Source organism: Salinispora goodfellowii (genome assembly GCF_059570675.1).
Map to the genome: position 1 here is coordinate 16085 of NZ_JCANTD010000020.1, position 21791 is coordinate 37875.

15 protein-coding genes are annotated in these 21791 nt (G+C 69.5%); 6 read left to right on the top strand and 9 right to left on the bottom strand.

From position 1 onward, the window contains the following. Positions 1–4: 4 nt before the first annotated feature. On the top strand, positions 5–2293 hold the full coding sequence (locus tag T398_RS18000) for an MMPL family transporter (protein WP_496448405.1): 2289 nt from the start codon (positions 5–7) through the stop codon (positions 2291–2293). On the opposite strand, the gene murD is transcribed toward T398_RS18000, so the two are convergent. Continuing rightward, positions 2204–3550, bottom strand: coding sequence for a UDP-N-acetylmuramoyl-L-alanine--D-glutamate ligase (murD, locus tag T398_RS18005; protein WP_496448407.1), 1347 nt, complete (start codon positions 3548–3550; stop codon positions 2204–2206). The genes T398_RS18000 and murD overlap by 90 nt on opposite strands. Before the next feature lie 86 nt (positions 3551–3636). Between murD and T398_RS18010 the strand changes: the two genes are divergently transcribed. Continuing rightward, entirely contained in the window at positions 3637–5010 is a 1374-nt protein-coding gene (locus T398_RS18010) for a MurL-like N-terminal domain-containing (RefSeq protein WP_496448409.1), read from the top strand. On the opposite strand, the gene T398_RS18015 is transcribed toward T398_RS18010, so the two are convergent. Together T398_RS18015 and T398_RS18020 are read right to left on the bottom strand one after the other, a co-directional pair. Then, positions 4979–6769, bottom strand: a complete 1791-nt coding sequence (locus tag T398_RS18015; RefSeq protein ID WP_496448411.1) for a PucR family transcriptional regulator — start codon at positions 6767–6769, stop codon at positions 4979–4981. The two genes, T398_RS18010 and T398_RS18015, sit on opposite strands and share 32 nt — an antisense overlap. A gap of 100 nt (positions 6770–6869) precedes the next feature. After that, the gene (locus T398_RS18020; RefSeq protein ID WP_496448496.1) at positions 6870–7796 is read right to left on the bottom strand and encodes a TrmH family RNA methyltransferase; all 927 of its coding nucleotides are present in this window, start codon (positions 7794–7796) and stop codon (positions 6870–6872) included. A gap of 111 nt (positions 7797–7907) precedes the next feature. Between T398_RS18020 and T398_RS18025 the strand changes: the two genes are divergently transcribed. Both T398_RS18025 and T398_RS18030 read left to right on the top strand, forming a co-directional pair. Further along, positions 7908–10310, top strand: a complete 2403-nt coding sequence (locus tag T398_RS18025) for a helix-turn-helix domain-containing protein (RefSeq protein WP_496448497.1) — start codon at positions 7908–7910, stop codon at positions 10308–10310. Between the two features lie 139 nt (positions 10311–10449). Next, positions 10450–11328 carry a hypothetical protein gene (locus T398_RS18030; protein ID WP_496448413.1) on the top strand — a complete coding sequence of 293 codons (879 nt, stop codon included), beginning with the start codon at positions 10450–10452 and terminating at the stop codon, positions 11326–11328. 76 nt (positions 11329–11404) lie between these two features. Here T398_RS18030 and T398_RS18035 read toward each other — a convergent pair whose 3' ends face one another. Both T398_RS18035 and T398_RS18040 read right to left on the bottom strand, forming a co-directional pair. Continuing rightward, positions 11405–11596 carry a DUF397 domain-containing protein gene (locus tag T398_RS18035; RefSeq protein ID WP_496448415.1) on the bottom strand — a complete coding sequence of 64 codons (192 nt, stop codon included), beginning with the start codon at positions 11594–11596 and terminating at the stop codon, positions 11405–11407. After that, entirely contained in the window at positions 11587–12354 is a 768-nt protein-coding gene (locus T398_RS18040; protein ID WP_496448417.1) for a DUF5753 domain-containing protein, read from the bottom strand. Before T398_RS18040 ends, T398_RS18035 begins: the two co-directional genes overlap by 10 nt. Positions 12355–13040: 686 nt before the next feature. On the opposite strand from T398_RS18040, the gene T398_RS18045 reads away from it, so the two are divergent. Together T398_RS18045 and T398_RS18050 are read left to right on the top strand one after the other, a co-directional pair. Further along, positions 13041–14438, top strand: coding sequence for an autotransporter outer membrane beta-barrel domain-containing protein (locus tag T398_RS18045; protein ID WP_496448419.1), 1398 nt, complete (start codon positions 13041–13043; stop codon positions 14436–14438). A 405-nt stretch (positions 14439–14843) separates the two neighbouring features. Next, positions 14844–16526: an RCC1 domain-containing protein gene (locus T398_RS18050; protein ID WP_496448421.1), complete on the top strand. Its 1683-nt coding sequence runs from the start codon at positions 14844–14846 to the stop codon at positions 16524–16526. A gap of 166 nt (positions 16527–16692) precedes the next feature. Here the strand turns inward: T398_RS18050 and T398_RS18055 are convergent, their stop codons facing one another. The 4 genes from T398_RS18055 to T398_RS18070 all read right to left on the bottom strand — a co-directional run bounded on the left by T398_RS18055 (position 16693) and on the right by T398_RS18070 (position 21789). Continuing rightward, entirely contained in the window at positions 16693–18969 is a 2277-nt protein-coding gene (locus T398_RS18055; RefSeq protein WP_496448422.1) for a transglycosylase domain-containing protein, read from the bottom strand. Between the two features lie 88 nt (positions 18970–19057). Continuing rightward, positions 19058–19495, bottom strand: coding sequence for a carboxymuconolactone decarboxylase family protein (locus tag T398_RS18060; RefSeq protein WP_496448424.1), 438 nt, complete (start codon positions 19493–19495; stop codon positions 19058–19060). Positions 19496–19710: 215 nt separating this feature from the next. Then, positions 19711–20541 (bottom strand): hypothetical protein, encoded by an 831-nt coding sequence (locus tag T398_RS18065; RefSeq protein ID WP_496448426.1) that lies wholly within the window; start codon positions 20539–20541, stop codon positions 19711–19713. A gap of 138 nt (positions 20542–20679) precedes the next feature. Continuing rightward, the gene (locus T398_RS18070; RefSeq protein ID WP_496448427.1) at positions 20680–21789 is read right to left on the bottom strand and encodes an SPFH domain-containing protein; all 1110 of its coding nucleotides are present in this window, start codon (positions 21787–21789) and stop codon (positions 20680–20682) included. Positions 21790–21791: the final 2 nt, after the last annotated feature.

Here is a 21791-nt window from a genome sequence, read left to right on the forward strand (position 1 = left end):
CGGCGTGAGGAAAAACCCGACAACGGTGCGGATCGCGCGTTGGAGTGCTACGCATCCGTGGTCCGCGATCGCCCTCTGGACAGCCTTCGTCATCGTGTGCTTCCTGGCCGGCAGCGCCCTCGGTACCAACAAGATCAGTGATGCCGACTCCGGCCTCCGCGAGTCCGGCAGGGCGACGCGGCTGGAGGCTTCGGGCAACTTCCCAGAGACCCCCGAGGAAAGCGTCCTGATCACCGCCGCAGCCGGTGGGAAGCTCGACACCGCCGCCACCGAGGCGGTCACGACGGACCTCATCGCCCGCATGAAGACGCTGCCCGAGGTCGCCGAGGTCGGCGACGCCATCCCCGCGCCGGACGGCGAGGCGGTCCTGATCCCGGTCACGATGACCGGTGACCCCGAGACCGCCGACGCCCGGGTACAGCCGTTGCTCGACCAGAGCGCCGCCGTCGAGCAGGCGCACCCCGGCTTCCGGGTAGAGCAGGTAGGCACCGGCTCCACCGCCAAGGGCCTCACCGAGACGCTCGGCGAGGACTTCAAACGCGCGGAGTACCTCAGTCTGCCCATTACCCTGCTGATCCTGCTCGTGGTCTTCGGCGCGCTGATCGCCGCCGGCATACCGGTGGTGCTGGCCCTCTCCTCGGTGGCGGCCGCGATCGGCCTGTCCGCCCTCGTCTCGCATCTCATTCCGGCCACGAGCACGGTCACCAACGTGATCCTGCTGATGGGGATGGCGGTCGGCGTCGACTACTCGCTCTTCTACATCAAGCGGGAACGGGAAGAGCGGGCCAAGGGGCGGAACCGCCTCGACGCCATCGAGATCGCGGCCCTCACCTCCGGGCACACCGTGGTGATGTCCGGCCTCACCGTCATCGTCGCGTTGGCCGGGCTCTACCTGGCCCGGGAGGCCACCTTCACCTCGCTGGCGACGGGCTCCATCATGGTCGTCGCCGTCGCGGTGCTCGCCTCGCTGACCGTGCTGCCCGCGCTGCTGGCCAAGCTCGGCAGGTGGGTCGACCGGCCGCGCGTGCCGATCCTGTGGCGCTTGACCATGCGCACGGGCCGCTCGCGAGTCTGGCCGGCGCTGCTGCGGCCCTCGCTGCGACACCCCGTGCTCACCCTGGCCCTATCGATCGGTGCCCTGCTGGCGCTCGCGCTGCCCGCCCTCGACATGAAGCTCAAGCAGTCCAGCATCGAAGACCTGTCCCGGGACATCGCGGTGGTGCGGGCGATGGACCGGTTGACCACGCACTTCCCCAGCGAGGGCACCACCCACCAGGTCGTTGTACGGGCACCGGCCGACAGGGCCGAGGAGGTCACCACCGCGCTGCAGGGACTTGCCACCAGGGCCGAGGCGAATCCGCTGTTCGCCAGGGACCAGCAGCCGCGGATCCGCGAGTCTCCCGACCAGCGCGTGCACACCGTCACCGTCGGCACTCCGTACGCGCCGAAGGCCGCCGGCGCACACGAGTCGCTCGTGACGCTGCGGGCCTGGCTACCCGATGCGATCGGTGCCATCGACGGCGTCGAGTACGCGGTGGGCGGAAAGGTCGCCCGGAGCGAGGACTTCACCAACCACCTGCAGGAGCGGCTCCCCTGGGTGGTGGGTTTCGTCCTGCTACTGACCATGTTGATGATGGCGGTGATGTTCCGCTCCCTGGCGATCGCCCTGTCCGCGGTGTTCCTCAACCTGCTCTCGGCGGCGGCAGCGTTCGGCGTGCTGGTGGCCGTCTTCCAGCACACCTGGGCCGAGGGCATCCTGGACTTCAGCTCCTCCGGCACCCTGATCAACTGGATGCCGCTGTTCCTATTCGTGGTCCTGTTCGGCCTCTCCATGGACTACCACGTCTTCGTGGTCAGCCGGATCCGCGAGGCCGCGCAGCAAGGCATGTCCATCCACAACGCGATCGAGGAGGGAATCACCCGCTCGGCTGGGGTGGTCACCAGCGCGGCGATCGTCATGGTGGCGGTGTTCTCGATCTTCGGGACGCTGAGCCTGGTCGAGTTCAAGCAGCTCGGTGTCGGTCTGGCCACCGCGATCTTCCTGGACGCACTGGTGATCCGCACCTTCGTCCTGCCGGCCTTGATGGCCGTCATCGGCAACGGCAACTGGTGGCCGGGCCAGCTGGTCGTGCGCAGGCACCCCGGCCAGGTGCCGACCGCCGGTGAGCTGCCGGTGCCGAGCCGGCCCGACCCGATTCGCCCCTCAGCCGGCGGTGTCGCGGACCGCCTGGGCGAAGACCTCGGAGCGGTGCTCGAAGTTCCGGAACCGCCCGTAGCTCGGCGCCGCCGGTGACAGCAGCACCACCCCGCCGGCCGGTGTGACCCGCCGGGCCAGCCGAACCGCCTCGACCAGATCGCCGGTGACCTCACACCGGACCTTCGGCAACCCGGCCAGCGCGGCGACGATCCGCGCCCCGCTGTCCGGTACGCCGACCACGGTGATCTCCCGCTCGGCGAGGTGATCGCGCAGCGGCGTGTAGTCCAGGCCCCGGTCGGCACCGCCGACGATCACGGTGAGCGCCCGCCCGTCGTACGCGTCGATGGCGTGCATGGCCGCGTACGGGCTGGTGGCGAGGGTGTCGTCGACGAAGGTCAAACCGGACGGGTCAACGATCTCGGTGAGCCGGTGGGCCAGCCCCTGGAACCCGGCGACGGCCACCGCCAGGGTGTCCCGGCGGGCGAGCACGTCAACGCCGAGCACGTCGAGCACGGCCAGCGCCACGCAGAGATTGCCCTCGTTGTGCCGTCCGACCAGCGGCAGCACCGCCCGGGGGAAGAGCGGCTGGTCGCCGAGGTGGAACCAGGGCGCGCCGTCCGGGCCGCCCGCCACATGGGTGGTGTCGGGGGTCCCGGCTCGCACGACGGGCCGGTCACCGAGTTCGGCGGCGAGCCGGGGGTCGGCGCCGTTGACCACGACGGTCTCCGGGCCGTGGGCCAGCAGGTTGAGCTTGTCGCGGTAGTACTCCCGTTCGCCGCCGTGGGCGTCCAGGTGCTCGGGGAAGAGCGCGGTCACCACGGCGACCCGGGGTGAGTCGGTCAGGTCGCTGCACTGGTAGCTGGAGAGCTCCAGCACGTAGAGGTCGGCCGCGGGCAGGTCCAACGTCGGCACCCCGATGTTGCCGCCGAAGACGTTGGGCTGGTCCACCGCGGCGAGCAGGTGGCTGATCAGGCTGGAGGTGGTGCTCTTGCCCTTGCTGCCGGTGACCCCGACGGTACGGGTGGCGTGGTCGGCCATCCAGAGCGCGGTGCCCTGGGTGACCGGCACCTGACGCCGCCACAGCTCGGCCAGCCACGGGTGGGTGTTCGGCACGCCCGGCGAGCGGACCACCACGTCGGCGGCGGCCAGCCGTTGCGCCCCCGCGTCGCCGGTGACCAGCGGTGCCGCCGTCGCCAGGAAACCGTCCCAGGGCGGGCTGACCGTCGAGCCGCCGTCGTCCACGGCGACCAGGTCCGCCGGGCCGTGCGCGGCGATCGCGGTCACCGCCGCTCGTCCCTCCCGGCCGGTCCCCCAGACCGCGACTTTGCGTCCGCGCAGGTCAGACAGGCGCACGGGCTCTCCCTCGGAATATCGACGACGTCGGTGGGCGGTCCGGGCGCACTCGGGCACGGCGGACGAACCAGGGCCTAGTATGGCGTGTGCCCAACGAGCAGCTGCGGCGGATGGACGCCTTCACCTTCCCGTCCTACTCCTTCGACCTGTCCACCGGGGAGGCGTTGTTCGACTACGCCCTCACCGGGCCGGACGGCGAGCAACGTTTCACGGAGGTGATCACCCTCCCGCTGCCCGCGTCACCTCCCTCGGATGCGCGGGTAGCCACCCTGGGGCGGGTCCTGGAGCTGCTGCACGTGATCGCCGGGGTCAGCTACTACAAGACCGCCGCCCCGCACCGGCTGGTGCTGCCGGCTCCGCTGGGGCCGGCCGCCGTCGCGCTGGTCACCGCCGTCTACACCAAGGGCCTCGGCGAGTACGCGTACCGCAACGCGCTGCCGCACGTGCTGCGGCTGCGTCCCGAGGTGCCCGCCGGCGAGGTCGCCCCGGCGGTCGGGTACGACACCGACGACCGGCGACCACTGTCGGCGGTCGGGGGCGGCAAGGACTCGATCGTCAGCCTGGAGGCGCTGCGCCGGGACGGACTGGACCCGTTGCCGTTCTCGGTCAACCCCAACCGGGTGATCGAGGCGGTTAACGTCGCCTCCGGGTTGCCGGCGCTGGCGGCACGGCGGCGCATCGACCCGGTGTTGTTCGACCTGAACGCCGCCGGTGCGTTGAACGGCCACATTCCGGTGACCGCGATCAACTCGCTGATCGCGGTGGCCACCTCGGTGCTGAACGGGCTGGGCCCGGTGGTGATGTCCAACGAGCGCTCGGCGTCGGACCCGAACCTGGTCTGGGACGGCCACCAGATCAATCACCAGTGGTCCAAGGGCGTCGAGGCGGAGGGGCTGCTGCGCGGGGCGCTGGCGGAGCACGCCGGTCTCACCGACCCGTACTTCTCCCTGCTGCGCCAGCTCTCGGAGCTGCACATCGCCCGGCTCTTCGCCCAGATCGGCGGGTACGACGCCGTGGTGACCAGCTGCAACGCCGCGTTCAAGCTGCGCGGCGCTAGTGATCGCTGGTGCCGGGACTGCCCCAAGTGCCGGTTCGTCTTCCTCGCCCTGGCGCCGTTCATGTCCCGTGAGCGGATCACCGGGGTTTTCGGTGGCGACCTGCTGGCCGACCCGGCGCAGCTACCCGGCTACCGGGAGCTGCTGGGCGTGGACGGGCACAAGCCGTTCGAGTGTGTCGGCGAGGTCGAGGAGTCGGTGGTGGCGCTCAGCCTGCTCGCGGAGCAGTCGCAGTGGCGCGCGGCGCCGGTGGTGCGCGCGCTGGTCGACGCGGTCCCGGAGTCGGCCTGGAAGACGGCGGCCAGCTCGGCCGTCTTCACACCGGGGGGACCCAGCTTCATCCCCACCCGGTACGCCGACGCCCTCGACTCCCTTACCGAACGGGTTCGGCACCTGCCCGGGTGACGTTGGCCGCCACCGGCCGGCGGATCGCGTCCAGCGCCAGCAGGGCCACGTGCAGACCGAGGCAGGCGTCAACCGAGTCGAGGTCCACGTCGAGGATTCGACCGATCCGGGCCAGGCGTTCGTAGAACGCCGGGCGGGACAGGTGCGCGGCGACGGCGCCGGCCGACTTGTTCCGGCCCTGTTCCAGGTACGCGCGCAGGGTGCCGAGTAGCTGCTCCCGGGGGTGCTGCGCGTCATAGGAGAGCAGGGCGCCCAGCTCCCGCTCGACGAAGGTCTGTAGGGACGGCTCGTCGCGCAGCAGGTGCAGCAGGCCGGCGAGCCCGACGTGCGGCAGCCGGTAGATCGGCAGGTCCCGCCGGTCCCGGCGGGCCGCCTCGGCCACCTGCCGCGCCTCGACCAGGGAGCGGCGCGCCTCCCGCAGACTGCCCACGCCCGAGCCGGCGCCGATCACGGCGGTGCCGGCCGGGTCGGGGCGACCCAGGCTCCGCCCGCTGCCCCGTCGCCCGTTGACGTCGGTGGGGAACACGTCCGGGCGGGCCCGGGCCAGGGCCGTGACGAAGGCCGTGAGCGCCCGTTCCTCGCCGGAGCGGTCCGGCAACGCGAGCAGCACGCCGACCGTCTGGTCATCGAGCGCGCTGGTCAACGCGGTCAGCTGCGCCTCGTGTACGGCGTGGCCGACCGCCTCGGCGAGCTCCCGCAGCCGGGCCGAGCCCGCCCGCTGGCCTCCCCCGGTGAGGTGACCACCCTCGTCGGACCGGGCCGGCGCCGGATCGTCGGCCCGATACCGGACCACCACGCCCACCAGGTGCCGCCCCGCCAACGGCACGCCGAGGGCGCGGGCCCGCAGCGCCACCTCGTCCACCGGCCGGGAGTGGTCGAGCAGGGCCGCGAGCAGGGTGCGGTGCAACTGCCGTTCCAGGCCCTCGGCGTCGCGCCGGATCAGCCGGCCCAGGGCGAGGCTGGACGCCGCCCGTTCCACCAGGATCGTCAGTCGGGTGGGCGGGGTGTCCGGCCGGTCCCCGGGGGTCGCCGCGCCGGCACCGAGCCACCGCACCAGCAGCCGCCCCCAGTCCTGCCCCCGGGCGCCGACCATCGTCACCAGCCAGCCGTTGTCCCCGTCGTACGCGGTCCGGCCCGCTGGTGCTATCCGCCGGGAGAGCTGTTCCCAGCCGTCGAGCAGCAGGGCGGCGCTGCCCCCCGCCGGGTCGTACGCGAGCACCTGCCGGGACAGGTTCTCCAGCACCACCGCGCAGCCGGAGAGTTCGGCCGCCTGCTGGACCACCTCCCCCGGTCCCGCGCCCTCCATCGAGAGCTCGGTGAAGCGCTGATGGATCTCCTCGGTGGCGCGTAGCTCGGTCAGCTGGGCGTCCACGATCAGCGCGTGCACCGCCTCGGTGACCCGCACGAACGGGGTGGCCCGGCGCAGCTCGACCAGGGGCAGCCCGTGCCGGGCGGCGGCGGCGACCATCGCCCGGGGCACCCCGCCGAAGTAGCGGCGGCCCAGCTCGACGACGAGGCCGGCGACGCCAACGGCCGCCAGGTCCGCGATGAACGCCCGCAGCCCGGCGTTGTCGGCGGGCAGCCCGATCCCGGTGGTGAGGACCAGTTCCGAGCCGCCGAGCAGGGAGGCGATGTCGGGCACCTCGGCCACGTGCACCCAACGAACCCGTCGGTCCAACGCGGCTTCACCGGCGACGAGGCGGGGCGCGCCGGAGCGCACCGGCTCCAGCGCGAGCACTTCCCGAATGGTGGGGAACACGGGCGACACGCTACCTCGTATGACGTTGGTCACTAAGCTCCCGTACCCAGCGGCGGGGCTGGGGTTGAGCAGCGCGCTGCGGGGTGACCGTTACCGGTGGTCAGAGCGGGTCGTCCCGGCCGAGTTCCCAGCAGGCGACGGCGGTGGCGGCGGCGACGTTGAGCGAGTCGACACCGCGGCGCATCGGGATCACCACTCGGACGTCGCTGCCGTCCATCGCCTCCCGGGTCAGGCCGGCGCCCTCCGCGCCGAGCAGTAGCGCCGCCCGGGCCCGCTGGGCCGGTTCGAGGCGCTGGATCGGCACCGCGTCGGGGGCGGGGGTCAGGGCCAGCACGGAGAAGCCGGCGGCGCGGACCTCGGCGAGCGCGTCGGGCCAGGGGCCGAGCGTCGCGTAGGGCACGGCGAACACCTCCCCCATGCTGACCCGGACACTGCGGCGGTAGAGGGGGTCGGCGCAGGTCGGGGAGAGCAGCACCGCGTCCACGCCGAGCCCGGCGACGGCCCGAAAGATCGACCCGAGGTTGGTGTGATTGTTCACATCTTCCAGGATCACCACCCGGCGGGCGGTGGCGAGCACGTCGGCCGCCGTCGGCTGCGGCCGGCGACGGAACGACGCCAGCACCCCCCGGTGTACGTGGAAGCCGGTCACCTGGCGCAGCACGTCGGGAGTGGCGGCGTAGACCGGGGCGCCCCCGTTGTCCAGGTCGGCGATCTGCTCCACCCGCTTGGCGTCCACCAGGTAGGACCGCGCCGGGTAGCCGGCGCGCAGCGCGCGCCGCAGCACCAGCTCGCCCTCGGCGATGAAGAGGCCGTGCGGTGGTTCCCAGCGGGTCCGCAGCTCCACGTCGGTGAGGGCGCGGTAGTCGGCGATCCGGTCGTCGTCGGGGTCGGTGATCTGGTGGACGGGCACCGGACGATTCTGCCGGACGCCGCGGCCGGCGCCCCGTCCACCCGCCCCGTCCCGCCCGAGGAGCACCGCAGTTGGTGGCGCAACCGGGGCGGCGTAAGTGCCGCGGGTCGGGCCCACCCGGCGGCGCGCGGATCGGGCGGCGCGGATGATGACATCCGCCCGGGTTGCCGCGACAGGACATCGCACCGGCCATCGATGACCGGAGCTTACCGTTACGCTGATCGATAGCTGCGCCTGGGGAGGAGCTGCGAGGTGACGGATCAACTCGGACCGCTCTTGCGCCAACTACGGAATCAAGCGGGGTTGACGCAGGAGGCGGTGGCGGAACGGTCCGGCGTGAGTGTCCGCACGATTCGCCGCCTGGAGTCGGCGACAAATCTTGATCACCGCTTGGGAACGCTGAACCTGTTGGCTGACGCCCTTGAGCTCGGGTCCGCGGACCGCGAGCACCTGGCGACGATGCTGGCGAGAGCCGGCATCCCGGCCGCGGCCATGGCTCAGGCCGTACCCGCGGGTCCTGGCCCAAGCGGGTCGGCGGGCGAGCCACCCCGGTCACCGTCGGATCGGGCTCCCGTGTCGGCACCGCCGGCCGCCGTGCTGGCGGCTGCGGGCGCGTTGGCGAGGGAATCCCGGCGGCGGTGGCAACGTGAGGAGGAGCAGCGCCAGGTCCACGACCCGTTTCCGTTGCCGTTGCGCTGGCGGTCGGCCCCCGAATCGCTGATGGACTACGCGGCAAACATCCAGCGCCTGCCACCGGGAGCTACGGCACAGCTGGACCTTGGTGGTGAGCTGGACCTGGGTGGTGAGCTGCACCGTATCGCCGAGGTCTACGGGAGGATCCGGTCCGGCCGGTTGGTGATCCTGGGCCGGACGGGTTCGGGAAAGTCGATCCTGTTGATCAGGTTTGTCCTGGACTTCCTGGCGACGCTTTCCCTTCCCGATCGGGTGCCGCTGATCTTCAACATCGGCACCTGGGACGCGACGGCCACCACCTTGCGGGACTGGCTGGTCGGTCAGCTGCTGCGGGACCATCCACACTTGGCCCGCCGGACTCCCGGTGGGCCGACGCTGGCCGCCGCACTGGTCGACGCAGATCTCATCCTGCCCGTACTGGACGGGTTTGACGAGATCGCCGAAGGCCTACGGCGGGACGCGCTCGAAGCCCTCAACGCGACCTCACTGCCGCTGGTGCTGACGAGCCGCCGGGACGAGTACGCCGACGCGGTGCGAAGAGCCGGGGCGCCGCTGAACTGGGCAGCGGGCATCGAACTCGTTGACCTCACCCTCGACGATCTCACGGCCTACCTACCCCGAACCGCCCGCCCGGCCGGCCGCGACGAGACCGGGGCGGGGTGGGATCCCGTACTGGAACAGCTGCAGACCCGGCAGTCCGCGGCGGCCGGGGTCCTCACGAAGGTACTGACCACTCCCCTGATGGTCGCCCTGGCACGGACGCTGTACAGCGAGGCACCGGGCCGGGATCCGGCCGAGCTTCTGGACAGCGTCCGCTTCCCCAGCGCGGAGTCCGTCGAGAAACACCTGCTGGCCGGCTTCGTCTCGACGGTGCACCGACCGTCGTTGCCTGGGCGCAACGCCGGTGGCCGCTGGCGACAGAGCTGGGACCCGCAGCGCGCGGCGCACTGGCTCGGCTACCTCGCCCACCAGCTGGTGCGGCCCCACCAGCCTCGGCGAGACCTCGCGTGGTGGCAGCTCGGTGACTCCCTTCGTCGTTCGACGCGGATCGCCGCCGCGACCGTGGTTTCCGCGCTGTGTATCGCCGGGTCAACCTGGACTGTCGGACTGGTCGCGGCCCAGGTCAGCCGCGGGCAGATCCTGGTGGAAGGGGCCATGATGGGCCTGTCGGCCGGCCTCGCGTTCGGGGCTGTCTACGCGGCGATTATCGCTTTCGGCGGCACCTTCCAACCGGCCCACGTGCGGCTCCGGCTGCGTCGCGGCCGGAGCGGCAGCGCCCGCCCGCCGGCCCGGGCGTTCACGCTCCGGTTCGCGGTTGTCCTGCTGGGCGGATTCGTGATGGGCGTCGGCTGCGCCGTCGCCGTCGCCGTCGTACGCGCGCGGTACTGGGACGCCCCGCTCACGACTCCCGAAGCGATCCGGGCCACCCTCATCAACATGCTGGTCTTCGGGCTGATCTTTGGCTTGGCGGTCGGGCTGGTGTTCGGGCTCCTGGCCGCGCTGGAGGTGCCGGTGGACGTCTCCTTCGCCGCCACTCCGGTCCACCTCCTGTCCGCGAACCGGACGACCGTGGGCCAACAGGTCCTCATCCTCGCCCCCGCGCTCACCCTGACCATCGCCTTCGGTGGACGGCTGGTCGTCAACCTGCTCCAGGGCCCTCTCGGGCCACTGAGCTGGGAGTTGCCCGACGCGTTGCTCATCGGTGCTGCCGGTGGCCTGGGCAGTGCCCTGTCGTACGCGTTCTGCTTCACCGCCTGGGGGCAGTGGGTGATCCTGTGCCGGGTGTGGCTACCGCTGACTGGCCGGCTGCCGTGGAACACGATTGCCTTTCTGGAACACGCCTACCATCAAGGCGCACTCCGGCAGAGTGGTGCGGTTTACCAGTTCCGCCACTTCCGGCTTCAGGAGCACCTCAACCACTCCTACCGCAAGCGGTAGGCGCTACCATCCACATTCACCCGCGCCCTACACCGCGTGGGCATAAATGGCTAGCCAATCGTCAGTAATCTAACAATTAATTTCCACTAACCGCATGTGTCGTACGGTGGGGCGACACGCAATTACAAAGGAGGTCCACATGCGAGCCCTGCCGCCCAAAAGGCGAATGCAAATCCGATGGCTGGGGGCGATTTCCGTCGGGCTGATGCTCGGTAGCACCCTCGGCGTTGGCACCGCGAACGCGGAGCCAGAAAAGCGCGTCCACAATTCCATGCAGATTGTCTTCAGCCAATCAGCGCCCGACAAATTTTGCACGATCGGCGCGGTAGGTTCCGACGACTACGGTCGAGAAATAGCGATCTCGGCCGGTCGCTGCATCATCGATCCGAACTACTCCGATCGCGAGATCCCCGAAAACGTCATTCCCGTCTACCATCGACAGGACATAGCGTTTGGACCGATCGGGTACGTTCGCTACTTCAAAGACCCGGGTTGGTCAATGACGGGCCACCCAACCAAGGACTACATGATCATCGAACTGGTACCGGAGGTGACACCCTCCGCACAGGGGCCGTACCTGAAACAGACCGGTGAAGTGGAGGCCCCGGGCGGCACGGCCAGCCCGAACGCATTGAATCCCGCCCTGGATAACGAACGGCTACTCCGTCCCACGTCGTGGTTCCACAACAATGAAATCGTCGTCTCGGGTCAGCTCGGCGTCTGGTATGCCCACATAGCACTTAATTGGGACGGCGTCTACCGGTCCTTCGCCCCACACAAGGTAGGCGACTCGGGGGGTCCCACGATCTGGCACGTGCCGGGGAGCGCCTACCCGTCCGAGGAGAACGGATTCCAGGCCGAAGGACCGTGGGCTGGCATTACCAAGGGGATAAGTCTGGAAACTCCCCCGTACCAATACACCAGCTCCGCCAACATCCTCGCCGACCTTCGCGCGCGAGACGCCGCCGACCCCGCTGACATCTACGGTGCGGGCTTCGAGGTGACCCACAACCCGTGACCCCGTTGACCGGTGACACCGGTTCCAGAAACGACGTGCCCGCCCCGAGGGGGCGGGCACGTCGGTGTCGGGTCGGTCAGCTGCCGTCGGGGAGTCGGGTGACAAAGGCCCGCCACGCCGCCGGGCCGAAGACCAGCGCCGGCCCGGTCGGGTCCTTGGAGTCCCGGACGCCGACGACGCCGGGGAGATTGTCGGCGACCTCAACGCACGAGCCACCGTTGTTGCCGCTCTTGCTGCTTTTGCGCCATCGCGCACCGGTCAAGTCCATGATCCCGCCGCTTCTCTGATCAGCTCCAAGGAGGAAGCTCGGGGGAGGGCTTCGCCCCTGATGCGCTCCCACCTTCGGCTCAGGGTAGCAACGTCGGCGGCCTGTCGGAGGATCTGCGCGGGCGCCTGACTGTCGACGTGTGCGACGTGCTCGACCTCGGGCAGTTCGGCGAGGATGAAGCCGCCGCCGAGCCCCGGATACATCCCGATGTCCTTGGGCACCAGGTGGACCTGCACCGTGTCGTCGGTGGCGCGCTCGGCGAGAAACTCGAGCTGTTCGCGCATCAGCCGGTGGTCGCCGTAGGCCGACTGGTAGAGCACCCCCTCGAAGATGACGGCGGTCAGCAGCGGAGGGCGGTCGGTGCGGAGGATGGCCTGTCGACTGATCCGGGAGGCGACGAGCTCGTCGACCTCGCCCGGGGTCAGCGCCTCGCCGGCGAGGGTCGCGCGGGCGTAGTCCTCGGTCTGGAGCAGGCCGGGAATCCAGGTGTGCTCGAACCAGCGCACCGCGACCGCTTCGCGCTCCCAGTCAACCCACTCCCGCAACCACTCCGGCTCGCGACGTTTGACGACATCCGGCCAAAGCTCCTCGACCTCCCGGCCGAGGATGGTGGCCACCTGCAGGCGGCGACGGGGCCGCGGAACACGTCCCGGCGTAATCCAACGCGCCGCAGTTTTCGGGTCAACACCGGTCTGCGCAGCCAGGCTCTCCGCGGTCTCCCCCGCCTCGACCATGGCCCGCTGCAATGCATAGTTCATCCTGCCTCCATTCAAGGATGTTCTCGGACGTCCCAACAACGTGCACAAATGCTGTGTACTCATCCCATGGCGTGTTGACAGAGTGTGCGGCATGGACACACGTCGGGGGAAGACCCAAATTTCGGCGGAGGAGCTGAGAAAGCGCCCGTACCCGGAATGAGTTCAGGGCAGTCCATCAACCGCGAAAGCGAGGATGACCGATAACATCAAAACCACTGGGCGGCACCTGCACCAACCATGGTCGCCGACCGTCGCTGCCGAGCACCGGCGCGGAGCCGACTGCGCCACTCCGCGCGGATTCGAAAGCTCCACGGCAACACATTCAAGGCCAATAGACCGCACCCGCGCTCTGCCGCCAGCACGTTTCCTGGGGTGCGAGGTGTGTCGATTGTGACGCCGCCTCACCTTCGGTGGCGACCGGAGCGATCGATGCCGTTGAGATCATGCATGCAAGATCGGCGATCATACAATGGTGGTGGTGGTGATGATGATGATGATGATGTTCATCGCGACATAGCGCTGCCCCGTTTCGGCGTCTTTTTCGGTTTCGCGTTCGGCTGGGACTGGTGCCGGTTTAGCGTCCGGGGTTGGTTGCTACCGCCTGTCCGGTAGCCGAGGAGCACCGTCCCGCCCTCGCGGCTGGCAGGGCTCCTCGCCGTTCACTGGGAAGGAGGCGTTGACACCGGATGAGATATCAGGACCACAACGGCAGGCACAAGTTAGATCGTTTTGGTGGTGGCCTTTCGCGGCCACGATGGCGGCGATGGGTCGTCGGCTTGGTAGGTACGACCGGCTTGGCGCTGGCTGTCGTTGGTGGGGTGGCGACGCCGGCCGTCGGTGCGGGCGGACGTGTCCTCACCAGCGCCGAGGAGCAGCCGGGGGCGTCCGCTGGGGATCGGCCCGGAGGCGGGTACCGCGACGACGGCCAGGGTGCTGTCGAGGGATTGGGTGAGGCCAAGGGGAGGAAGGGGGGTAAGGGGCAGGGTGTGCCGGTCGCGTGCGATGCGGACACGTTGATTGCCGCGATCAGTGCGGGCAATGCGCGTGGTGGTGCCGTGCTCGACCTGGCCAAGGGCTGCACCTACCTGCTCACCGCTGATCTCGGGGGTGTTGGTCTGCCCGTGATTACCGCCCCGATCACGCTCAATGGTGGAAAGCACACGACAATCAAGCGGGCAGCCGCGGTTGACCAGTTCCGGATCCTCACCGTCGACACCGGCGGTGATCTCACCCTCAACCACCTGACCATCACCGGCGCGCAGACCATCGAAAACGGCGGGGCGATCTTCGTCAACACCGGCGGTGCTCTCACCCTGGATCACACCATGGTCGTGCGCAACATCAGCGCACAGGGGGGCGGTGGCATCCGGAACCTGGGAACCACCACTATCAAGCACTCCCGCATCGAACGGAACATCGCCGGTGAGAACGGGGGTGGAATCCTCAACACGGGCGTGCTCAGGATTCACTCCTCCGCTGTAGATGGCAACGTCGCCACCAACGGTGGTGGCATCTCCAGCACCGGCACCGTTACTGCCGCCCGCAGTGAAATCATCGGGAATCGGGCAACATCTGTGGTCGGCGGTGGACTGCTCGTCACCGGAGGAACCGCATCGATCACCGACTCGCGGGTAGTCCGTAACTCCGCCAACGTCGAGGGCGGCGGCGTCGTGGCCATTACCTCGCAGATCGCCCTGCACGGTGTCGTCATCGCCGACAACGCCGCCCGCGGTGGCGGCGGTGGGTTGATTGTCGGTGCCTCCTCAGCCGTCGTCCGGCAGGGTGTCATTGAGGGCAACACCGCCAATACCGACGGCGGAGGAGTCTTCAACGCTGGCGAGTTGTCACTGTTCGACACCCAGGTCCGCGGCAATCGTGCCGCTCGTGGTGCGGGCATCTATAATGACGCACTCGGCGCGCTCGCCCTGTACGACAGCACGATCAAGAAGAATATCGCCGTCACCGACGGTGGTGGAATCTTCAACGAGGTAGGTGGAACGGTCGAGCTGAACACGGCTACTGGCACGACCGTCATCAAGAACCGGCCCAACAACTGCGTCAACGTTGCCGGCTGCCCGGGCTGAGGCCCATCGTGCCGGCAACACCAGGGGTTCCGCCCCGTGCCCGTACGGTCGCGGAGCGGAACCCCGTCTGGTTGTCGTGGGACGGCGCCTCGTCAACCGCCTCAGCTCTCGGGTGAGATGCGCCTGATCGGCGTACTCCAGGGCGGGAGCGACCACGCGGGTCAGGACGTCACCGGGCAGCAGGCGCAGCGTGAGCCTGTTCGAGGCTTGAAGGACGATCGCGTCGTCAGCTGCCAGGCCCAGCGATGAGGCGATCGACAAGGCCACCGCCGTCGCAGGTGCGACGACTGAAGGCGGCATCACTGGATGTCCTCTTCAGGGCGTTTCTCCGCATCCATGCGGGATGGGTGGTTGAAACTAGCTTCTGTCCTGTTGGCGATGCATGCCGGTGTGGAGGTAGGAGTGATGCGAAGGTTTTGCCAGCGGCCAAGCCGAAGCGCCGGCGCGGGCCGGGCCGGGCGGGCCATCGTCGGCGGGTTCCTTCTGGTGTTGGCGGTGACAGCCACGCAGGCAGTCGCCGGCGTGTGGCCTGCGGCCGCACGGAACACGTCAGCACCGTCCGGTGCCGCGTCGGACACCCTCCTGGCCTGGGGCGAAAACGATGACGGCGAGTTGGGCGACGGAACCACCACCAACCGGAGCACACCCGTCGACGTCAGCCTGCCCCCGGGCACCGAGGTCACTGCCATCGCCGCCACCGGCGACCACAGTCTGGCGTTGACGTCCGCCGGCGCCGTCCTCGCCTGGGGAGACAACTTCGACGGTCAGTTGGGCGACGGAACCACCACCACCCGCAGCACACCCGTCAACGTCAGCCTGCCCGCCGGCGTCACCATCACGGCCATCGCCGCCGGCGACGACCACAGTCTGGCGTTGACGTCCGCCGGCGCCGTCCTCGCCTGGGGAGATAGCTCCGAGGGCCAGTTGGGCGACGGAACCACCACCAGCAAGAACACACCCGTCAACGTCAGCCTGCCCACCGGCGTCACGGTCACCGCCATCGCCGCCGGCGACGACCACAGTCTGGCGTTGACGTCCGCCGGCACCGTCCTCGCCTGGGGCGAAAACAACGACGGCGAGTTGGGCGACGGAACCACCACCAACCGCAGCACACCCGTCAACGTCGACCTGCCCGCCGGCGTCACCATCACGGCCATCGCCGCCCACGGCGACCACAGTCTGGCATTGACGTCCGCCGACAGCGTCCTCGCCTGGGGCGACAATCTCGACGGCCAGTTGGGCGACGGAACCACCACCAACCGCAGCACACCCGTCAACGTCAGCCTGCCCGCCGGCGTCACCATCACGGCCATCGCCGCCGGCGACGAACACAGTCTGGCGTTGACTCCCACCGGCGCCATGCTCGCCTGGGGCAACAACAGCTTCGGCCAGTTGGGCGACGGAACCAACACCGAAAGAAGCACACCCGTCAACGTCAACCTGCCCGCCGGCGTCACCATCACCGCCATCACCGGCGGCAACCTGTACAGCCTGGCGGTCACCTCCACCGGTACCACCCTGGCCTGGGGCGACAACAATTTCGGCCAGTTGGGCGACGGAACCAACACCGAAAGAAGCACACCCGTCAACGTCAGCCTGCCCACCGGCGTCACCATCACCGCCATCGCCGCCGGCGACAACCACAGCTTGGCCCTGACCGCACCACCGCCAGCATCCACCACCGCCCTGCAGGTCACACCACCAAACCCGACAGCGGATCAGAACATCACCCTCACCGCCACCGTCACCTGCAACGTCGACACCCCCACCGGAACCATCACCTTCCGCACCAACACCACCCCCCTCACCACCACCCCCCTGACCAACGCCACCGCCACCGCCACCGCCGCACTCCCCACCGGCACCCACACCCTCACCGCCCACTACACCAGCACCAACACCTGCCCCAACAGCCAATCCCCACCCACCACCATCACCGTCACCGTCGCCCCACCACCCGACGAGCCCGACCTACCCATCACCGGCTCCAACCTGACCACCACCACCGGCGCTGGCGCCCTGTCCATCCTGGCCGGTGTCATCCTGATCTACGCCACGCGCCGACGCCGACCAACACGCCCCAATTAGCAGCAAGGGTGCCACCAGCCCACAACACCACCCTCCCGCCCGAACGGCCGGAACCGATCCGAATGACGACGCCCCGCCGTTGGCCGCACGGCCAGGCGGGGCGTCGTTACAGGTGACAACTCAGAAGTCGTCGGCGGTACAGCTCACGATCAACACACGTTGATGATCAGCCACGGTTCAGCCGGTCGAGCCAGCGGCGCAACTCGCCGACCGGGCCACCGTCGTCGCGGGGCTCCCGCTGCGGGCCACGGTCCGGCTCGGGCCCCTCGGCCGGGGTACGCGGATCACCGACCGACTCCGGGCTGGGCGCGACAAACCCCTGCTCCGGCTCCCCCTGCACGGCGGTGGAGATCACCTCGGCGACCGCGTCGATCACCTGCGCCTGCACCGCCTGGCCGACCGCGTCGGTGGTGTCGTCGGGGTTCGCGGCGATGCCGGCGACCGCCACCTGCGGGGTGAAGCCGACGAAGGTCTCCGTGGCGTTCCCCTCGGAGCTACCGGTCTTGCCGGCGACCGGCCGGCCGCCCAGGATCTGGTTCACCGAGGTGGCGGTGCCGCCGTTGCACTGACCAGTCGAGGACTGCTGGCCGACCGGGCAGCGGGCGGCATCGGTGGCGGCCCGCGCCACCTCCGGATCGAGCACCTGCTCGCAGGAGGGCCCGACCGGCACCGCGGAACCGTCCGGCGCGGTCACCGAAACCACCGGCAGTGGCGCGCAGTATGTTCCCTCCGCCGCGACGGTGGCGTACGCGTTGGCCAGGTCCAGCGGGGTGGCGGCGGCCACACCGAGGGTGAACGAACCCCAGTTCTCGGCGTTGTTCTCGGCGAACGCCGCGTCCGCCTCGGACCGGAAGGTGATGCCGAGGCGCTGCGCCATCTCCACCACCTGCTCCGGACCGACCTGTTCGGAGAGCCAGACGAAGTACGTGTTCACCGAACGGCCGAAGCCGTCCCACATCATCCGGTAGCCGTCCATCCACTCCGGGTTGGAGTTGGCCGGGCACCAGCGTCCGTCGCAGCTGCCGTCGCCCTCGGCCGCGTACCGGGTCGGCAGCTGGCTGGGCGCGTCGAAGCCGGTGGCGAGGGGCATCCCCGCTTCCAGGGCGGCGAGCATGGTGAAAAGCTTGAAGGTTGAACCGGCCTGGTAGCCGGCGATGCTGCCGCCGCCGGAGATCAGCGGGTTCACCGTGTTCGGGTAGTTCGGCTGCCCGGCCGGGTTCGCCGCCAGGCTGTAGTGCCGGTTCACCGCCATCGCGAGCACCCGGCCGGTGCCGGGCTCCACCGCCGCGAGCGGCAGCGCGCGCTCGCTGTCGTACCCGTAGACGCTGGTGACCTGCTGCTGCGCCGTCGCCTGCAGCTCCGGGTCCAGCGAGGTGACCACCGTGTAGCCGCCCCGGCGCAGCGCCTGCTCCCGCTCCTCGACGGTCTCCCCGAAGGCGGGCTGGGTCAGCCACCACTGGCGTAGGTAGTCGCAGAAGAAGCCCCAGTCGTCCTCGCCACCGGCCGCGGCGGTGCAGCCGTTCGGCTGGGCGGTGGGACGCAACGTCAGCGGCTCCACCTTCGCGGTGGCGGCCTCGGCAGCGGTGATCTCGCCGGTGGCGACCATCGCGTCGAGCACGTACCCCCGCCGGTCCAGCGCCGCCTCCTGGTCGCCGTCGATCGGGTTGTACGCCTCGGGTGACTGCACCAAGCCGGCAAGCAGCGCCGACTCGCTGAGGGTCAGCTCCGCCGGAGTCTTGGCGAAGTACCGCTGGCTGGCCGCCGAAACGCCGTACGCGCCGGAGCCGAAGTAGGCGATGTTCAGGTAGCGGTTGAGGATCTCGTCCTTGCTGAGCTGCTGCTCGAGCGCGTTGGCGTACCGGATCTCCTGCAGCTTGCGTTCGACGGTCTGCTCGGTGGCCGCGGCGCGCTCCTCGGCCGTCAGCCCGGGGTCGGTCTTGAGTACGTTGCGGACGTACTGCATGGTCAGGGTCGAGCCGCCCTGCGCGGTCCCGCCGCCGGTCACGTTGGCGACCAAGGCGCGGGCCATCCCCCGCAGGTCCACGCCGCCGTGGTCGTAGAAGCGGCGGTCCTCGGCCGCCACGATCGCCGCCTGCAGCGACGGCGCGATCTCGGCCAACCCCACGTCGGTGCGGTTGACGTCGTAGAAGCTCGCGATCGGCGTCGTGCCGTCGTTGGCATAGAGGTAGGAGCGCTGTGGGGTGGCCGGGGTCCGCAGCACGTCCGGCAGCGACGAGTAGCTCCCGAGCGCCGACCGGGCCGCGAACCCGAGCAGCAGGTTGCCCGGCAGCACGGTGACCGCCAGGACAAGACCAGCGAGCAGGCCGGCGAGCAGCACGGTGAACAGCCGAGACAGCGGCGTACGGGGCAGGGCCATGGCGTCCAGGATTGCCAGGAAATGTGCAGACCGGCCAGCCTGAACGACGACTGTCAGCCAATTCACCGGCTACGGCCAGCTATTTCCCCGCTTTAACCACCCGTGCGGCCGTTCAGGCGGACAAACCGGGCAAGTAGCGGCACCCCACCGCCACTCACCACGTTTTACCGGCTTGCTCCCGAATAGTGTGGTTAATACGATTAAAGAAGTTGGCCAGTGCGATCTGGAGGGTTATCGCACCCAGTTGCTCCTCGGTGAAGTGTTCGGCGGCGTCGTCCCAAATCTGGTCGGTCACGCCCGGTGCCCCGTCCTGGATTCGGGTGGCGGCCTCCGCCAGGGCGAAGGCCGCCCGCTCCGCCTCGGTGAAGAAGGGCGTGTCCCGCCAGGCGGTCACGTTGTGCAGCCGCTCCGCTGGCTCCCCCGCCTCCTGCGCCGACCGAACCGCGCCGAAGACACACGGGCTGCAACTATTGACTTGGCTGACCCGCAGGTGAATCAGGGACAGCAGGCCCGGGGCGACGCCCCCGGCCTGGATCGCCTTACCGAGATGCTGCACCGCTGTCATCACGTCGGGACCGGTCAGACTTGGCATGCGCGCTTCCATCGGTGTGCTCCCTCATCGCTGTCAGCAGTGACCTGGGTCCCTTCGGACCCAGGGGACTGTCACCAACCATGCGGGAGCAGAACCGGGGAGGGTACCGACGTGTCTGAAACTAGCCCGACGATAGACCTGCCAGCCCCGCGGTGATCCGGGCCGAGACAGGCAAGCCCACGGGCGAACGGTCCATCGGTCCCGGCACGGCCAGGTCAGCCCGCGGCCAACGGTCCACCAGTCCCGGCCGGGCCACCGGCGGCCGGCGTCGCCGGTGCCGTCGGTGCCGTCGTCGGAAGGCTGGCATTGGTGACGTCGCGAATGATGTCCCTTGGCAGCAGGCGGCCGGAACGGTAGCCGATGCCGATGCCGGCGATCAGCGCGAAGATCGCGCCGAAGGGCTGCAACGAACCAAGCAGCGAACCCGCCAGGCCGAGCAGCGGCGCCGCGATCATCAACATCACGCCGTCGCCCATGCTGAACATGCCGGAACGGGCGACCGCCCATCCGGTGGCCAGCCAACCCAAGCTGTAGCAGGCGGAGCCGACCAGAACCAGGACCCGGGCGGTGGTGCCGAAGACCGGCGTCTGCGCGGCCAAGCCGGCGAACGGCAGCGTCAAAACCAGGCCCGCGATACTGAACAAGAGCCCGGTCACCGCGGCCCGGCGGCTCCGGGTCGCCGCCAGCAGACCAGTCAGCGCGAGTACCGCGAGCAGCCCCAACCAGGTCGCCAGCAGCCAGCTGGCCAGGAAGAGCGGGCGGCCATCGGTCGGGTACGGCGCGTTGCCGATGCCCCGGTCGCTTGCCATCGCGACGATCCCGTAGAGGATCGCGTACGCGGGTAGCAGCCACACCGCCGCGCGGGCCAGCCGACGGATCGACCACGCCCAGGTCGCGTCGGTAGCTGGCAATCTCGGTGGCGGTTCCCCGATGAACGGCAACACCGCGAACCCGCCACCGGTACGACGGGTACCCAGTGGCGCGACCGGATCGTGCGTCCCGGCTTCCGATGCCGAGGAGCGGCGTCGCCTGTCCGCCTTCTTCATCTGTCACCTCGCTCCGCCCGAGCGGTGCGGGACGCGCCGAGGCGCCCCGAAACCTGGTCACCACCCGCCCTATGACCGATGGTGGCAGGCACCGGAGCGCCTCATGAGGTGTTCTCGTGTTATCGCTGGCGCTGGTGGTCAGCCCTGCTGGCGCTGGTCGGTGGCGTCGTCGGGTGAGCCCTCCGCCGGGACTGGCTCGGGTGCGGGCAACTCCGCCGGAGTTCCGCCTCCGGATGCCTGCGCCTCAGCGACGCGAACCTCGTCGTGGATCTGCCGCGCGGTGTCCGCGGCGGCCCGCGCGGCCTCCTCGGCCTCCCGCTCGACCTGGCTGGCCCCGTCGGACGCCTCCGGCAACGGCGAGTCACCGACCATCTGGCTCAGGCCCCCCAGCGCGCCTCCCATGCCCTCAAGCGCCTTGGTCAGCTCCGCCGGGACGATCCAGACCTTGTTGGCGGAACCGTTGGCGATCTGCGGTAGGGCCTGCAGGTACTGGTAGGCGAGCACCTTCTGGCTCGGATTCGCCTGGTGGATGGCGTCAAAGACGGTACGAACCGCTTTTGCCTGCCCCTCGGCCTCGAGGATACGGGCCTGCCGGTTACCGTCGGCGCGCAGCACCGCCGCCTGCTTCTCACCCTCGGCGGTGAGAATCTGCGACTCCTTGTGCCCCTCGGCGTTGAGGATCGCGGCCCGCCGGTCCCGCTCGGCGCGCATCTGCTTCTCCATCGAGTCCCGGATGCTCGGCGGCGGCTCGATCGCCTTGATCTCCACCCGGGTGACCTTGATTCCCCACCGACCGGTGGTCTCATCCAGCACGCCGGAGAGGTGCCGGTTGACCTCCTCCCGGCTGGTCAGGGCCCGTTCCAGGTCGAGGGAGCCGATAACATTACGCACCGTCGTCACGGTGATCTCTTCAATGGCGTGCAGGAAGTCCTCAATCTCATAGGTAGCCCGAACCGAGTCGACCACCTTGAAGTAGAGCACCGTATCTATCGAAACGACCAGGTTGTCCGAGGTGATAACCGGCTGTGGCGGGAAGACAACCACCTGTTCCCGCATGTCGACCTTGGTGCGCACCGAGTCAATGAAAGGCAACAGCAGATTGGGCCCCGGCTTCAGCGTACGTCGGTATCGACCGAGCCGCTCCACCACGTCCTCGCGCTGCTGCGGCACGATCCGCACCGCCTGGAACAGGGTCACCACGGCGATAACCGCCAAGGCTATCAGGAGGATTGGCACAATAGTGTCCATAT

What these genes read in the sequence shown, in the direction of transcription:
- T398_RS18065 (WP_496448426.1), bottom strand. Translation starts at nt 20,541, where the DNA reads ATGAAGAAGGCGGACAGGCGACGCCGCTCCTCGGCATCGGAAGCCGGG.
- T398_RS18070 (WP_496448427.1), bottom strand. Translation starts at nt 21,789, where the DNA reads ATGGACACTATTGTGCCAATCCTCCTGATAGCCTTGGCGGTTATCGCC.
- T398_RS18050 (WP_496448421.1), top strand. Translation starts at nt 14,844, where the DNA reads ATGCGAAGGTTTTGCCAGCGGCCAAGCCGAAGCGCCGGCGCGGGCCGG.
- T398_RS18035 (WP_496448415.1), bottom strand. Translation starts at nt 11,596, where the DNA reads ATGGACTTGACCGGTGCGCGATGGCGCAAAAGCAGCAAGAGCGGCAAC.
- T398_RS18030 (WP_496448413.1), top strand. Translation starts at nt 10,450, where the DNA reads ATGCGAGCCCTGCCGCCCAAAAGGCGAATGCAAATCCGATGGCTGGGG.
- T398_RS18045 (WP_496448419.1), top strand. Translation starts at nt 13,041, where the DNA reads ATGAGATATCAGGACCACAACGGCAGGCACAAGTTAGATCGTTTTGGT.
- T398_RS18060 (WP_496448424.1), bottom strand. Translation starts at nt 19,495, where the DNA reads ATGCCAAGTCTGACCGGTCCCGACGTGATGACAGCGGTGCAGCATCTC.
- T398_RS18040 (WP_496448417.1), bottom strand. Translation starts at nt 12,354, where the DNA reads ATGAACTATGCATTGCAGCGGGCCATGGTCGAGGCGGGGGAGACCGCG.